This window comes from Escherichia sp. WS1118 (assembly GCF_046487695.1).
Classification (GTDB): Bacteria; Pseudomonadota; Gammaproteobacteria; order Enterobacterales; family Enterobacteriaceae; genus Escherichia; species Escherichia coli.
Genome location: NZ_JBJQIZ010000026.1, coordinates 1 through 12,202, shown reverse-complemented (window position 1 = coordinate 12,202; position 12,202 = coordinate 1). Strand labels below are relative to the sequence as shown.

Here is a 12,202-nt window from a genome sequence, read left to right as displayed (position 1 = left end):
CAGCCAGCCAGCCAGCCAGCCAGCCAGCCAGCCAGCCAGCCAGCCAGCCAGCCAGCCAGCCAGCCAGCCAGCCAGCCAGCCAGCCAGCCAGCCAGCCAGCCAGCCAGCCAGGTGTGAATGTGGATTTTGTACTACGAAATAATTGCCCTTATTATACTATAAAAGGCAACACTAAAAAAGAAAACATTTCATCTTCTGCTGTTTTAACAACAGCCCTGCATACTTCTCTTCTAAAAATCACAACGGTAATTAATGAAATTAATTCTATTTATCCCTTTGATGTCTCAGTTGTTATTCCGGTTCACAACCGAGAAACCCTTATTCTCGAATGCATTAAATCTTTAAACAATCAGACTATAGATAAAAATTGTTTTGAAGTTATTTTCATTGATGACTGTTCCACTGACAGGAGCATTGCCGCCATTGAATATAACATTTCGAGAGAAATAAATTATCGTATTATCCGTAGAGCAGTTGGTTCAGGGAATGCATCAGCGCCGCGAAATGAGGGAATAAAATCCGCAAAAGGTCGCTATGTGTTTTTCTTAGACTCTGATGATTCCATTCACTCTGACTTACTGTCCGATGGTATTCAGATAGCTTATAAAAACAATAGTGACATTGTATATTTCAAGCAGGTTTCCTCTACAGGGAGAGGGGTTCCTGTACGCCCATTTAAGGCAGACACGAATAAAGCAGATATTATAAAAAACCATCTTTTTAGATCATTAAAAATCTTCAAGTTCTTTAAAAGAGAGTTGCTAATCAATAACAACATCTTATTTAACCCATCAATTTCAGTCTATGAGGATATGCTTTTTTCTTGCCAGAGCCTAACTGTAGCTAATACGATATCTATACTGGCAAGAAAGGGCTACTACTCTCTGAATCGCCATGAAGAACCACATCTATCTAAAACATCTTTCTCCATTAAACAAAGAGCCTTGGTATTACAAACAGGTTTGATTTATATCTTATCAAGCAATAAAAATGAAGCAGAAATAGTAAAAATGTTTAATGCATGGCTGGTTATTTGCGTTGAGCACTTGGCATCCATATTATCCAAAAAAAGTTTAACAACTAATGAGAAGTCTCACGTTTTTAACTTGATACATAAATCACTCTTACCATATACAGGGCTTGTAAATGAGTCCCAAATATATCCCGCACAAAGAGAGCTTGTCAGTTGCTTAATCTGTGGAGATTATTCTTCTTTTTGCGAAAAAATATAAAAACACTTAACTACAGATACTCCTAACTTTGTATCTGACGCCCCTCACCCTAAATTAAGGGTGAGGGGCAAAAAAAAATAATTATTTGATGTTATATTTATATGCCATCACATCTTTTAACTCCAGTTGTTACGGGGAGGACAGTGACTCGTATCAACTAAAGTTTGATCTGTAGATAACACTATTTTAAGCAGATACTCATTAAGGCTTGTTTATTCTGAAGTCTCCAACTTCATCAAACGACGATTTAAGTCAACAAAGCGTTCCATTAACAAATCCACCTGGCTGACAACAGCACGTAGACACCACCAGAGAAGCTCCTCTTTCCGGAAGCGATAACGGCTTCCTGCTTCGGTTGCAGGGCGAACAAGAACCCTTTCCGCCTGTCGGGTAAGCACACGAGTTGTCCCGCTCAACAGCTCCCCTTCATCCGAATAAATCGCTGGCTGAACCGGAATATCTTCATACTCTTCCGGTATATCTTCGTACTGTGCCTCCTCCGCTTCCCACGAATCCAGACAAAATGCGCTGTATTTCCGCCAGTCCAGACCGTGTTTCTCCATCACCGCTATCGCGGCCTGGACTGTCGGCCCGGCGTGCAGACGCGCGTCCTCGCCCTCCTCCTCAATTCTCTGTAACCAGCGCCACACGCCCGGAAGCCGTGCTATTTCTGCAAATGCCGCGTTTTCGGCTGCCGTCGCATCGCGCGGTGTATCCTTTAACGTCGCATCCGACACAACGGTCGGCGAGTTGCAGAGATACACGCTCCGGAACGCTTTGTTGGGCGCACCCAGGTCGCTGGTATTGTTAACCGATGGCCGGAATGCACCGTTAATATCTGTATCCATCTGCATGAATGCAGTGCCGTCACTACGGGCTGCAATTACATAAGCGTCAGCAGAATCGTCATAAATACCCAGATTCCCGGCTGTTGATACCTGGAAAGCTCCCGCCTTCAGCGTGGTGCTGATGGCCATGCGCTTCTGGGTTTCGTCATCCGATTTAATATTCACGCCCTGCAGGTATGCCACATTCCAGCGATTTGGCGATGACCCCAGATTCATTGCCTTGTCCTGGTCGGGATGAAATGCCGGCGAGACCGGACTCAATAATACAGACCAGGTCTCACTGCCATCGGTACAATAAAGCCTTGTGCGCCCCGCCGACTGAGTATCGTTCATTGAGTAAAGGTTAATCCCGCCACCGCTCAACAAATCCACGTCAGCGCGTATTTCCAGACAATCGTGCACGGTGTTCAGTCGGTGTTTCCACTGAACGAAGCGGCCTGTGTATTCTCCGGTTCGGAACGCATCCCCGTACAAACGAAAAACAGCAGCAGAAGTGTCTGTATCCGGAGCCTCCTTTCTGACCTCAAATAACGGGCGATGCGAGCGCAGATTCTGCTCATAGGCTGCCACCTGGAAGTCTTCATTGGGTGACAGGGCAATATTTACAGCATTGGGACTCAGAAAAAGGCTAGCATGGCTGTCAGGAAACGCCACGCCGGAGTCCACCAGATAGCCTGTGCCGTCGTAAGCCTCCACGGAAACCACAGCTTTGCTGCGTTTTGTCGCCACGCCACACGTATAAGACTTCGTGGCATCATATTTCGTTGCAGCCGCCGTTCCATATGCTGTAGGCGTCCAGTAAGATGGATTCACCGGGGAACGGCCAGAAAAATTTGTTGCACGTGCTGCAAAGTATGCCCCCTCAAAAGAAACCACATCGGCTGTCTGACACCAGAAATCCATATCGAGCAGATACAGTTTTCCGTTATGAAGAGCCAGCCCTTCGGCTTCCTGCAAAACGGGATACCCCAGCTCTGCATTCCCCAGCATTTTCTGGCGGCCATACCTGGCACGAACGCCATCCACATTGAACTGTCTGACAACTTCGCCCGTTGACAGGTTATATACAACAATGCGGTGAGTCAGAAATACGCCTGTATAACCGTAATAAGCAAACAGATAATGACCATCGCTGGCCATCCCCTGAAATGCCTGCGACACCATTGACTGGGTGGACAGATAAATCCGGTGTTTAAACGTCAGAGAAGCGCGATCGAAAACATAAACTGTGCGGCGGTCATCCCTGTTGTAATGAAGATGGACGGCTTCATTACTTGACTGAACAATCAACAGGCTTCCGTCTACCGACAATGCCACCGTTATAATTTCATCCCCGGTAAAAAAGTCAGAGGTGAAAATCTCCGTACGGGTGACATCTGTCAGACTGGTGTCAGCCCCATTCCAGTTGATGATATTCACACCCTTGCCGTCAGCGGTCGGGGTATACAGCATCACGCGACCGTCTTCACATACAGCCCCGATACTCTGGTGACCAATATCAGCGAAAACGGGAGAAAACGAAATGACCGTCGGGTTTTCGTTTTCTCCGTCAGGGTTAAATGTCGTTTCAACAATCCTTACGCCACCCGATACAGGCTGATGCAGAAACATTCTGGTTCCCTGCGGCGTATCACAGATACAGAACCCCTGACTCATATTATCCGCACCGTCAAAAATCCCGGCGTAGTCAATATCGTGGACAACTTTATGCTGAAGAACCACATCATCAATGACAGTACGATGAAAACTGGATATGGCTTTATCGACGTAATCCTGCGTCGCCATCACCGTGCTGGCATCAATACTCAGCTCAACAGACGCCACGTTACTGACAATAATAACCATGCGGCAGGTCTGCGCACGCCCGGAGCCTTCAGCCAGTTCAGGCTTATAGCTTTCTGCCATGTTAGCGACCGCAATCAGTGTTCCGGCATCGTCATACAGACCAAGTTCACGCATCCAGAAGCCGCCCACTTCTGGCGGTACAACCAGTTCAGCCACGATATAGTTTTTATTCTTGTTATCCACGCTGACTTTATTCAGGGCGTGACGCCAGACCTCATGCACCAGTTTCGTCTGACCAGCATCCGGCACCGGCAATTTGCCATTACCGTCACCCACGGCCATTGCAGACAGGGTTACTTTTTTCCCGCCGGGGACAGTGGCGGCTGCCAGCTTTGCGGCTCCGGCAGTAGTGATAACGGTTTTAAATTTCGTGCTCATTGTTTCTCACTTATCCGGGATAAACAGTAATAACATCACCATCACAGACCACACCGCCTGTATACAGATAGCCGGGAATGTCCTGGATAATGTTCAGACCGATAAGGTGGCGACTTGCGGGTTTGGCATCGGCAATCAGCCGTTCCATTTCCAGATACATCTCCTCCGTGATGCCGCTTTCCAGTACGCCGATATCAAGGCGGAAGGTTCCGGGCGGGTCGTTTGTCTCCCACCATTCCTTTACGTTAATTAGATAGCCTAGCGGCTCCACCACACGCCGGATTGCACCTATAGTGCCTTTATGACAGTGGATGAAATACGCATCGCGGATAACGGCGCGTTTTGTCGCTTCCGGCCACTTTTCATCCCATCTGTCGACCGAAAACGCCCACGCCAGCCACGGCAGCAGATTTGCCGGGCAGGTGTCCGGGTTCCACAGCTCACGAATACTGACCGGTGTTTTTTCAATTTCCGCACAGGCTTTTGCGGCGGCGACCTCAAGCGGTGATGAGCCGGTCGGCAGCAGTCGCGAATCACTCATCCGAGCCTCCGGTCACGACGCGGTATTCAGTACAGAAAGACGCCTGCGTGCTGTTAAGCACGATATCGGCCAGCGGTGCAGCCAGTTCGACACGCTGCACGCCTTCCACATGCAAAGCGGCATAAATGGCAGACAGACGGATGTCGCGCCCCAGCCGGTGCTGTGCCGTGATGTACGCTTCCAGTTTTTTCACGGCAGCAGCGCGGATGGGTTCGCTTTCGGGACCAGGGTAAAGGTAAAGCGTGGCGTTTATCTGGTATTCAACAATGGCGGCAGACTGCACGGTCACGCGGTCGGCCACCGGTCTGACGTCCTCGCCATTCAGGGCGTTACGCACCACCGCCAGCAGGTCTTCGGATGCGACACCGTTATTCTCACGTGACAGCACAGAGATGGTGACGCAGGCCGGAGACGGACTGGTGACAGAGATATCCGCGACACGCCCGTCAGCACTGCGACCATGATACTGATAGGCACCCACCGACCCGGCGACGCTTAAACCTTCAAACGCCTGCTGAATACGCAGACGATAATCGGTATCAGATTCCATCACTGCCGGTGTCGGCGGGATAGTCGAATCATCTGCCGGGGTGATAGTCAGACGCGTGGTGTTGTAATTGGCACCAATCACATCAAGGTCATTACCCGCGGCACAGGCCAGCATCACCGCCCGTGCGGCCTCATTCACACGCTGACGCCAGATAAGCTCACGATAAGCATTTTCCTCCAGCAATTTGACGAGAGGCTCGGATTCCAGCGTCAGGGTACGGGCGACCGCCTCCTGCTGGGCTTCCGGGTAAAGGGAAATCAGTGTCGCCTTGCGTTCGGCGAGAATGGTTTCAAAGTCCAACTCCTCGACCACATCCGGTGCGGGTAGCTGGTTCAGGTCGATAATCGGCATGGTTTCAACTCACAGGGATGGTTAACGAAAGTGGCTGGCCGGTGTCGTTGTGCTGGCCGGTTAAGGTGACCGTCATTCGCCCGTCAAAACTGCGCTCAGTGGTGACGGATGACAGGGTGACGCGGGGTTCCCATTTCAGCACCGCCATGTAACAGGCGACCTTAATCTGCAACTCAAGCGCCGGGGTCTGCGGCTGGTCAATCATTGACGCCAGCAACGAGCCGTAATCACGACGCATCACCCGCGAGCCGACCGGTGTGCGCAGGATATCGCCGATACTCTGGCTGATATGCTCAAGGTCAGTGACAGTCAGGCCATCACTGCAATTCATTCCGAGATAACGCGCTGTCATAGAGGGCTCCCGGTTGTGCCGCCGCTGTCGCCGGGGTGTTTATGGGTATGCAGTACCTTACCGTTTGATGAGAGTTCACCGCCGGTGTGTTCAATGTTGCCGCGCATCGTCCCGCCCTTCTGCACTTCCAGCGTGCCGGTAATCAGCCTGTTGGTGCAAACCACCTCCGGTGTGTCCAGGGTGACGCGGGTTGATGCTTTCACCATGACCACCGGCACCGTGGCAGTAACAGAATCAGAAGCCGTCACGCTGGCCGTTTTAATTCCGCTTACCGTGAGTGCACTGGTTTCGGGTTCATACTCAATCACCGCCCCGTCAGGGAAACGGATATGCAGGGCATCCGCCGACGCAGACGGCGCGGGGTTATCGCCGGAATAAATCCCCGGCAGAACGAACGCCGTGTCGAGTTCACCGCCCACAGCCAGAATCAGCACCTGTTCCCCCACGGAAGGTGCCCACCATGTGCGCGAACGTCCGGCACGATGGGTCAGCCACTGAAGCCAGTCAGTGCACATGCCACCGGTCTGCACACGGCAGCGACCGGCTTTAAGGTTGGTTTCGACGACAAGGCCGGTACGAATCATGTTGCGCAGTGCGCGCGCGAGTTCCTGAATATTTGCGAGAGTGTTCATGCGTGTGAGATTGCACAATATATAAAAGTTATGCTATCTGGATTCATTTGTAGAACGACCATACAACATTCGAGGAGAGCGTAATGTTCAGTGATAATGTGACTAATGCGTGGTGGTTTATCTCTTTGTATCTATTTTTATTAATAGCATTAACATTTATTACCTTTGGTAAAAGTAATCTTATGAGGTTTATTGCACATCATTTCAATTTTGAGTATTCAGACAGAAAGTTAAAAATGCTCGACAAAAAATGGCGCGACATTCAACTATTTAAAATAATTAACGGAATCAATGTATCAGGCATCGAAGATGTGAGAATGATACAGCAGGGGCTGATTGATGGAAAACTAAAAACATCGTATTTTTTTCTTACTCGCTTCTGGGGTGACATAACAAAACCACCACACATAATTAAAACAATAATTGTAATTCTGTCCAGCATTATTTATATTCTCTTCGCATGTTATATACACAACAAACAATCCGCTATAGTAAGAGATGCCATAGGCATACCATATAAAAATATGATGTACTATGTTTATAGTGACAAAGTTCTTTTATCCTTCAACAATAAAACAGTTGAATTCAATAAAACTTATAGCCTTGCCGATTGCAAGAGGCTACGAAACATATTTATAAAAGACACACTTCCTGAGATCGCCTGCAATAAGCTCTTACGGCTAAACGAGGAGGACTCGGAATGGTTAAGTCAGGAAATTAAAGATAATAACAGCCAAAAAAAAGCATTATTAATAATATCCCTCATCTATTTCATTTCAGGCCTGGTTATATTTCTGTCATATACAAAATTCCTTTACGCCAATAAGAAGGTTGTAGAATACAAAGCATCAAATAAAAATCACTCATAAGCCTCTAAACATTGAGCGACCAGCATGGCCGCTCAATGTTTAATTGCGCATCAGCCTCTGCCTGGATAAAACTAACGCTCAAGGTGAGCCAGGATAATCTCTTCAATCATCTGCACATCCTCACCGGTAAAGCCGAGCAGAGGACGCGCCGGATAATCAATTTTCTTACCGTCTTTCCGGGTTTCTTCCGACAGACCGAACTGATGCACACTGGCGATTTTCGGCGACTTCCCGCCGTAAAATTCCATTGATGCCTGTTCCGGGCTGGCGCGGATATGCAAAAAACGACTGGTAATAAGTTTCGCAAACATTTTTCGCTTAACGCGACCGGTCTTTTTTCTGGCGCTCTGCTGCTGACGTGGCGCGTAGGGGGTGCCGTCCGGGGCTTTCTGTGCCATCACCCGACGCTGCTGACTCTGACGCAGACGTTTCGCCAGTTCGGCGCTCAGTCGCCGACGCCCTGACGGTGACAGCGATTCAATCAGCCCGGTCAGCCGGTCTTCAAAACGCTTAAACTCATTCATCCCACTTACTCACCAGTTCGCCATTGATATAAAGCTCCATCGGGCGGGTGACCGGCTCCGGCGGCGGGGGTTCCGGGATATTCTTCACATGCAGCGCGCCGCCCACCTCACTGACCAGCGTGCGCTCGGTCAGCATCAGGCTGATGCTGATATCAAAGCTGCTGTCATTGTTGATGTCCGCATAAAACGTGAAGCCCTTTTTCTGGCCTTCGTCGGTGGTCATGATGTCGGGCTGATTTTCCCGCAGCCACGCCAGCACCGGCACGATGAGCAGGTCAAAATCACCGGTAAAGTCGGTCACAATGACATTGAGCGTGTAACGCTTTTCAAATGACAGCGACGTCGCCAGTGTGGAGGCAATACTTCCGTTATCCACGAATATCCGCAACATCTCGGGACTGGTTTTCAGCACCGTGACGGCATCAGTCAGCGCCCTGCGCAGGCTGTCGGGTTTGAGCATCGTTTTCGTCCTGACAGTGTTTAATCATTTTTATCTGGCTGGCACAGTGTGCCAGCGCGTTCTCAAGCTGCCGGATATCGGCACTTAAATCGCCGTTCGTCTGCGGGTCACTGCCCGGCATCGGGCAAAGGCTCACTTTCGGGCAGGCGTTGGCGACAATCACTGGCGTCAGTGCAGGCGGGGCGCTGGTGCAACCGGCGCACAGCATCAGGCAGGCCAGCGCCGTACCAGCGGCGAAAATCTTCGTTTTCATTAAGTAACCTCGTGATGGTTTTCTCGCGCTGTGCTTCACGCTTCGCGGCGTTCTCCAGTTCCTGACGCAGTGCCACCTGCGCCAGCTCGTTTTTGTCTGCCCTGGTGATGGCAACATGAAGCTGATTTTGCAGCATGGTGATGGTCGTCTGCTGCCCGCTGGCGACGTTGTTCGCCCTGTCCAGCGAGGCGCGCAGGCTGGCGTTTTCATGCTTCACCAGAAACAGCCCCGCCACCGTCAGCGATAACAGCACAACCATCACAATCATCAGCTTTGACATGGTTCCCGCCCCTCAAAACGCTGACGGCAGGCCGTACGTATCAGCCGGAAGAACACCGACGCCACGAGATAAATCAGCGCGGTAAAAATCCACCCGGCAGCGACCAGCGAGATAAACGTCGCCACCATCACCACCAGAGCCACCGCCCGTCTGCGCCACGGCACCGGCTGCAAAAACAGCGACGTGACAATCTTCACGGCCAGCGATTCCGGCGGAAGCTCCCGCCCGTAGCGTTCCAGCACATACTCAGTGGCATACACGCCGACACCACCGGCAACCACACAGATAACCGTCGCCAGAATCGCCCAGGCGGCGACAAAATTGACGGCCACGCTCTGCGGGTAAATCAGGGACAGTGCCAGCATCAGCGCCAGCGACACGTTCAGCATCAGTGAAAGGGATAATTTCTTCATGGTGTTTACTCCGTTTAAGCCGGTACACCGCCGGCGGTACGCCAGACGGTGACCAGTTTTTCCAGTGAATGCTCACGCTGACCGTAACCGGCACCCGGCAGGGACGCCCAGATATTGCGACAGCGTGAAATGGCTCGCTCAATGCGTCCCGCCCGGATGTCATCCAGTGCACCGCGTTCGCGGATCAACTGAATGGCAAGTCTGTCCTGTGACAACGGACTGAAATCCGGCAGGGCAAGCTGTTTGCGGTAATGCGGCCAGAACAGGTAAAGCTGCTGATAGCGACCGGAGGCCGTGGATTTTTCACCGCGACGGTTAAACACCTTCGCCGGTCGGCCATGTGCGAACGGGTGGTCACTGTAGTCGGTGAAAATTTCCGGCTTCCCGTCCAGTCCGGTGACTATCACGTCATAGCCCCGGTTTTTCGTCAGCGGATGGTTTGCCGTCCCTTCGGACACGGCCAGCATGTCGAGAAAGGCGGCGATATTCTGATGCGTGTTAATAACCGGCATTACGGTTTCCCCCTGCCCTTAAAGCGGCGCTGGATGGCAATCTCAATCACCTGATAACCGGCGATACCCAGCATGGAGCCGATACCGCACACCGCAGGCAGTGACAGGTCAGGAAACTGCACCAGAACAACACCGGCAACCATCGAGACAAAACCACCAAGCAACATGCGCCCGATAAACAGACGCGGGGTGATGGGTTCACCACCGGCAAGCACCTTGCCGACAACAATCAGCACCCCAATCATGAAAAGCGACAGGACGCTTTTTTCTTCTGCTGTCATGCGTTACTCCCACAGATTGACAGTTTCAGCCACGGGCGCGGTCTGAACGTCGGGCAGTTCGACGGCGGTGCCGTGTGGCAGCACCGCGCCCAGTTCAGCCAGTCCCGGATTTGCGGCGAGCACGGCCTCGACCACGCCCTCAGTGCGCCCGTAATACCGGACACAAATGGCGTCGAGCGTGTCGCCCTGTAGCGCAAAGGTCTTCATCAGATTTGACTCACGATGCAGCGCGGCTTGTCCTGGATGCGCGCCACTGCCCAGCGCATATCCCGCCACAGCTCATCAATGGTGCTGTCAATGCTGTCGGCCTTCTTGTCGCCTTTCGCACTGGCATCCACGCCGCGATAACGCTCATAAAGCGACGCGGTCGCCATCGCACACACGGCGCGCTCGTAGTAAAAAACTTTGATACTTTCACCGTCGATGTCGTCCGCCGGAACGTCCGCCAGACGCGTAAAACCGGCGGCAATTTTCTGTTCGCGGTACTCGTACAGCTCCGCATTTGTTTCCGCCATGCCTGACTTGATGGCCTCACGCAGACGGGCGGGGGCGACGGTCTGCTCAAGGCGCATACGTTCCCGGACGCGCTTCGGGTCGATATCTGGAAAAAAGAACGTGTTTTTAATCACCGGCTCGTCGCCTGCCGGTTGCGGGATGACCACCGTACCCTCACCGGACACGGGAGCCTCCTTTCGCGGAATAATCAGCGTCATCATGACTACCTCTGAAAAGTCGGGCGGTGGACGCCGGTGCAGTGTCAGGTGATTCACCCTCACTGACCGGCGTGCCGCCCTGGCGCGGGGCGCATTCGGTTGTTAACTGGCTTTCTTTTTCGGGCGTCCACGTTTTGCCGGTGTCACGCTCCGGGTCTTACGCGGGGTACGGGTGGCCGCTTTTGGCTGCGGCTCCGGCTTCGGTTTCAGCTCCCGCTCCAGTCGTTCAATCTCTTTTTTGACGCCTGCCTGACAGTCGAGCTGTGTCGCACGTTGCAGATGCGCCAGCGCCCCTGCGGCATCACCAGCGTCACGCAGAAACAGACCGGTGATTTTGTGCAGCTTTGCGCGCACTTCATCAGGCATGTCAGCCGTGGCGGTCAGTTCAAGGGTCTCCGTCAGCAGGCGGGTATCCACAGACTCACCGGCAGCGTGAGCGCGCATGGCCGCAAGCGCGACCTCCTCGGTGAACATGTACGGCGGGGTACGGCGGTGTTTACCCGGCATGGTCAGACCGTACTTCAGGGCATAACGGGCAATCTCCAGCGCACCGGCAATATCGCCGGTATCCAGACGCCACAGCATGACCGTCATCAGAATGTCATCCTGTGCACCTTTGCCCTGCTCCAGCACGCCGTTCACCCACGGCAACCAGAACGGCAGCAGTTCGCGTTTTTTCGCGGCCTTCAGCTCTTTTGAATAAATCGCTTTCAGTGTGCGCTGGTCTGCGGCGAGCTTAACCAGCATCTGCTCATAGACAGTTGCATGTCGCAGCGGGGCGGCGTCCCGCTGCGCGGTCATCGCTGCCGAGACCCGCATCATGTGGCGCTGTGCGGGACTCGTCATCGGTTACGCTCCCGGCTCTGCGGTCACTTTAGTCGGTGTGGAGAAGTCACCGACCTTAATTTTTTCCACCAGACAACCGGCGGCGTAGTCTTCCACCACGTAATCAATGTTCATTGACTCGTAGTTCTCCACGCGGTCGAGTTTCGGGTTTTCCACAATCACGCGGCGATGGCTGTCATCCATGTAGTAGATGGACAGGTTTTCCAGCTTCGTGATGAGCATCGCATCCGCCGGGAAGTACGGGACGCGTACCGCCGGCAGGTTACCGATGCGTTTCTGGCTGATGATGACGTCAGCGGCCAGCATTTCGCTGTTGTCCTGC

Annotated in this window: 18 protein-coding genes; 2 read left to right on the top strand and 16 right to left on the bottom strand. The window is 52.3% G+C overall.

From position 1 onward, the window contains the following. The first annotated feature begins 119 nt into the window (after positions 1 to 119). Positions 120 to 1,232: a glycosyltransferase family 2 protein gene (locus ACJHYO_RS23685; RefSeq protein ID WP_224732467.1), complete on the top strand. Its 1,113-nt coding sequence runs from the start codon at positions 120 to 122 to the stop codon at positions 1,230 to 1,232. A 212-nt stretch (positions 1,233 to 1,444) separates the two neighbouring features. On the opposite strand, the gene ACJHYO_RS23680 is transcribed toward ACJHYO_RS23685, so the two are convergent. Genes ACJHYO_RS23680 through ACJHYO_RS23660 form a run of 5 tightly spaced genes read right to left on the bottom strand, consistent with a single transcriptional unit; the run spans position 1,445 to position 6,729 of the window. Next, positions 1,445 to 4,303, bottom strand: coding sequence for a phage tail protein (locus tag ACJHYO_RS23680; RefSeq protein WP_076797577.1), 2,859 nt, complete (start codon positions 4,301 to 4,303; stop codon positions 1,445 to 1,447). Between the two features lie 10 nt (positions 4,304 to 4,313). Continuing rightward, positions 4,314 to 4,844, bottom strand: coding sequence for a phage tail protein I (locus ACJHYO_RS23675; protein WP_001285323.1), 531 nt, complete (start codon positions 4,842 to 4,844; stop codon positions 4,314 to 4,316). Beyond that, complete coding sequence (locus ACJHYO_RS23670) at positions 4,837 to 5,745, bottom strand: baseplate assembly protein (RefSeq protein WP_001607690.1); 909 nt, start codon at positions 5,743 to 5,745, stop codon at positions 4,837 to 4,839. Before ACJHYO_RS23670 ends, ACJHYO_RS23675 begins: the two co-directional genes overlap by 8 nt. Positions 5,746 to 5,749: 4 nt before the next feature. Further along, a complete protein-coding gene (locus ACJHYO_RS23665; RefSeq protein ID WP_000127144.1) occupies positions 5,750 to 6,097 on the bottom strand; it encodes a GPW/gp25 family protein in 348 nt (115 codons plus the stop codon). Next, positions 6,094 to 6,729: a phage baseplate assembly protein V gene (locus tag ACJHYO_RS23660; protein WP_001093750.1), complete on the bottom strand. Its 636-nt coding sequence runs from the start codon at positions 6,727 to 6,729 to the stop codon at positions 6,094 to 6,096. Before ACJHYO_RS23660 ends, ACJHYO_RS23665 begins: the two co-directional genes overlap by 4 nt. An 83-nt stretch (positions 6,730 to 6,812) precedes the next feature. Here ACJHYO_RS23660 and ACJHYO_RS23655 point away from each other — a divergent pair, with 83 nt between their 5' ends. Continuing rightward, positions 6,813 to 7,598: a hypothetical protein gene (locus ACJHYO_RS23655; protein WP_075591738.1), complete on the top strand. Its 786-nt coding sequence runs from the start codon at positions 6,813 to 6,815 to the stop codon at positions 7,596 to 7,598. A gap of 71 nt (positions 7,599 to 7,669) precedes the next feature. Here ACJHYO_RS23655 and ACJHYO_RS23650 read toward each other — a convergent pair whose 3' ends face one another. The 11 genes from ACJHYO_RS23650 to ACJHYO_RS23600 all read right to left on the bottom strand — a co-directional run. Further along, positions 7,670 to 8,122, bottom strand: coding sequence for a phage virion morphogenesis protein (locus ACJHYO_RS23650; RefSeq protein WP_001001787.1), 453 nt, complete (start codon positions 8,120 to 8,122; stop codon positions 7,670 to 7,672). Then, the gene (locus ACJHYO_RS23645) at positions 8,115 to 8,582 is read right to left on the bottom strand and encodes a phage tail protein (protein WP_160456599.1); all 468 of its coding nucleotides are present in this window, start codon (positions 8,580 to 8,582) and stop codon (positions 8,115 to 8,117) included. The genes ACJHYO_RS23650 and ACJHYO_RS23645 overlap by 8 nt, the downstream gene beginning before the upstream one ends. After that, positions 8,545 to 8,790 (bottom strand): Rz1-like lysis system protein LysC, encoded by a 246-nt coding sequence (gene lysC / locus ACJHYO_RS23640; protein WP_242498771.1) that lies wholly within the window; start codon positions 8,788 to 8,790, stop codon positions 8,545 to 8,547. Before lysC ends, ACJHYO_RS23645 begins: the two co-directional genes overlap by 38 nt. Then, a complete protein-coding gene (gene lysB, locus ACJHYO_RS23635; protein ID WP_160456598.1) occupies positions 8,690 to 9,115 on the bottom strand; it encodes an Rz-like lysis system protein LysB in 426 nt (141 codons plus the stop codon). Before lysB ends, lysC begins: the two co-directional genes overlap by 101 nt. Then, entirely contained in the window at positions 9,103 to 9,528 is a 426-nt protein-coding gene (locus ACJHYO_RS23630) for a DNZ54_00345 family protein (RefSeq protein WP_000736570.1), read from the bottom strand. The genes lysB and ACJHYO_RS23630 overlap by 13 nt, the downstream gene beginning before the upstream one ends. Positions 9,529 to 9,542: 14 nt before the next feature. Continuing rightward, entirely contained in the window at positions 9,543 to 10,040 is a 498-nt protein-coding gene (locus ACJHYO_RS23625; protein ID WP_001144101.1) for a glycoside hydrolase family 104 protein, read from the bottom strand. After that, on the bottom strand, positions 10,040 to 10,321 hold the full coding sequence (locus tag ACJHYO_RS23620) for a phage holin family protein (RefSeq protein WP_000123123.1): 282 nt from the start codon (positions 10,319 to 10,321) through the stop codon (positions 10,040 to 10,042). Before ACJHYO_RS23620 ends, ACJHYO_RS23625 begins: the two co-directional genes overlap by 1 nt. A gap of 3 nt (positions 10,322 to 10,324) precedes the next feature. Next, on the bottom strand, positions 10,325 to 10,528 hold the full coding sequence (locus tag ACJHYO_RS23615; protein ID WP_000846399.1) for a tail protein X: 204 nt from the start codon (positions 10,526 to 10,528) through the stop codon (positions 10,325 to 10,327). Next, entirely contained in the window at positions 10,528 to 11,037 is a 510-nt protein-coding gene (locus ACJHYO_RS23610) for a head completion/stabilization protein (protein ID WP_000988633.1), read from the bottom strand. Before ACJHYO_RS23610 ends, ACJHYO_RS23615 begins: the two co-directional genes overlap by 1 nt. A gap of 99 nt (positions 11,038 to 11,136) precedes the next feature. After that, positions 11,137 to 11,880, bottom strand: a complete 744-nt coding sequence (locus tag ACJHYO_RS23605) for a terminase endonuclease subunit (protein WP_109273763.1) — start codon at positions 11,878 to 11,880, stop codon at positions 11,137 to 11,139. 3 nt (positions 11,881 to 11,883) lie between these two features. Then, positions 11,884 to 12,202 (bottom strand): P2 family phage major capsid protein (locus ACJHYO_RS23600; RefSeq protein WP_410232581.1); only part of this gene is annotated, 319 nt, incomplete at its 5' end.

Bases quoted from the DNA above. Each gene is read 5' to 3' on its own strand.
- lysC (WP_242498771.1), bottom strand. From the start codon at position 8,790: ATGCTGTGCGCCGGTTGCACCAGCGCCCCGCCTGCACTGACGCCAGTG.
- ACJHYO_RS23655 (WP_075591738.1), top strand. From the start codon at position 6,813: ATGTTCAGTGATAATGTGACTAATGCGTGGTGGTTTATCTCTTTGTAT.
- ACJHYO_RS23680 (WP_076797577.1), bottom strand. From the start codon at position 4,303: ATGAGCACGAAATTTAAAACCGTTATCACTACTGCCGGAGCCGCAAAG.
- ACJHYO_RS23625 (WP_001144101.1), bottom strand. From the start codon at position 10,040: ATGCCGGTTATTAACACGCATCAGAATATCGCCGCCTTTCTCGACATG.
- ACJHYO_RS23675 (WP_001285323.1), bottom strand. From the start codon at position 4,844: ATGAGTGATTCGCGACTGCTGCCGACCGGCTCATCACCGCTTGAGGTC.
- ACJHYO_RS23645 (WP_160456599.1), bottom strand. From the start codon at position 8,582: ATGCTCAAACCCGACAGCCTGCGCAGGGCGCTGACTGATGCCGTCACG.
- ACJHYO_RS23650 (WP_001001787.1), bottom strand. From the start codon at position 8,122: ATGAATGAGTTTAAGCGTTTTGAAGACCGGCTGACCGGGCTGATTGAA.
- lysB (WP_160456598.1), bottom strand. From the start codon at position 9,115: ATGTCAAAGCTGATGATTGTGATGGTTGTGCTGTTATCGCTGACGGTG.
- ACJHYO_RS23615 (WP_000846399.1), bottom strand. From the start codon at position 10,528: ATGAAGACCTTTGCGCTACAGGGCGACACGCTCGACGCCATTTGTGTC.
- ACJHYO_RS23610 (WP_000988633.1), bottom strand. From the start codon at position 11,037: ATGATGACGCTGATTATTCCGCGAAAGGAGGCTCCCGTGTCCGGTGAG.
- ACJHYO_RS23605 (WP_109273763.1), bottom strand. From the start codon at position 11,880: ATGACGAGTCCCGCACAGCGCCACATGATGCGGGTCTCGGCAGCGATG.
- ACJHYO_RS23620 (WP_000123123.1), bottom strand. From the start codon at position 10,321: ATGACAGCAGAAGAAAAAAGCGTCCTGTCGCTTTTCATGATTGGGGTG.
- ACJHYO_RS23660 (WP_001093750.1), bottom strand. From the start codon at position 6,729: ATGAACACTCTCGCAAATATTCAGGAACTCGCGCGCGCACTGCGCAAC.
- ACJHYO_RS23665 (WP_000127144.1), bottom strand. From the start codon at position 6,097: ATGACAGCGCGTTATCTCGGAATGAATTGCAGTGATGGCCTGACTGTC.
- ACJHYO_RS23670 (WP_001607690.1), bottom strand. From the start codon at position 5,745: ATGCCGATTATCGACCTGAACCAGCTACCCGCACCGGATGTGGTCGAG.
- ACJHYO_RS23630 (WP_000736570.1), bottom strand. From the start codon at position 9,528: ATGAAGAAATTATCCCTTTCACTGATGCTGAACGTGTCGCTGGCGCTG.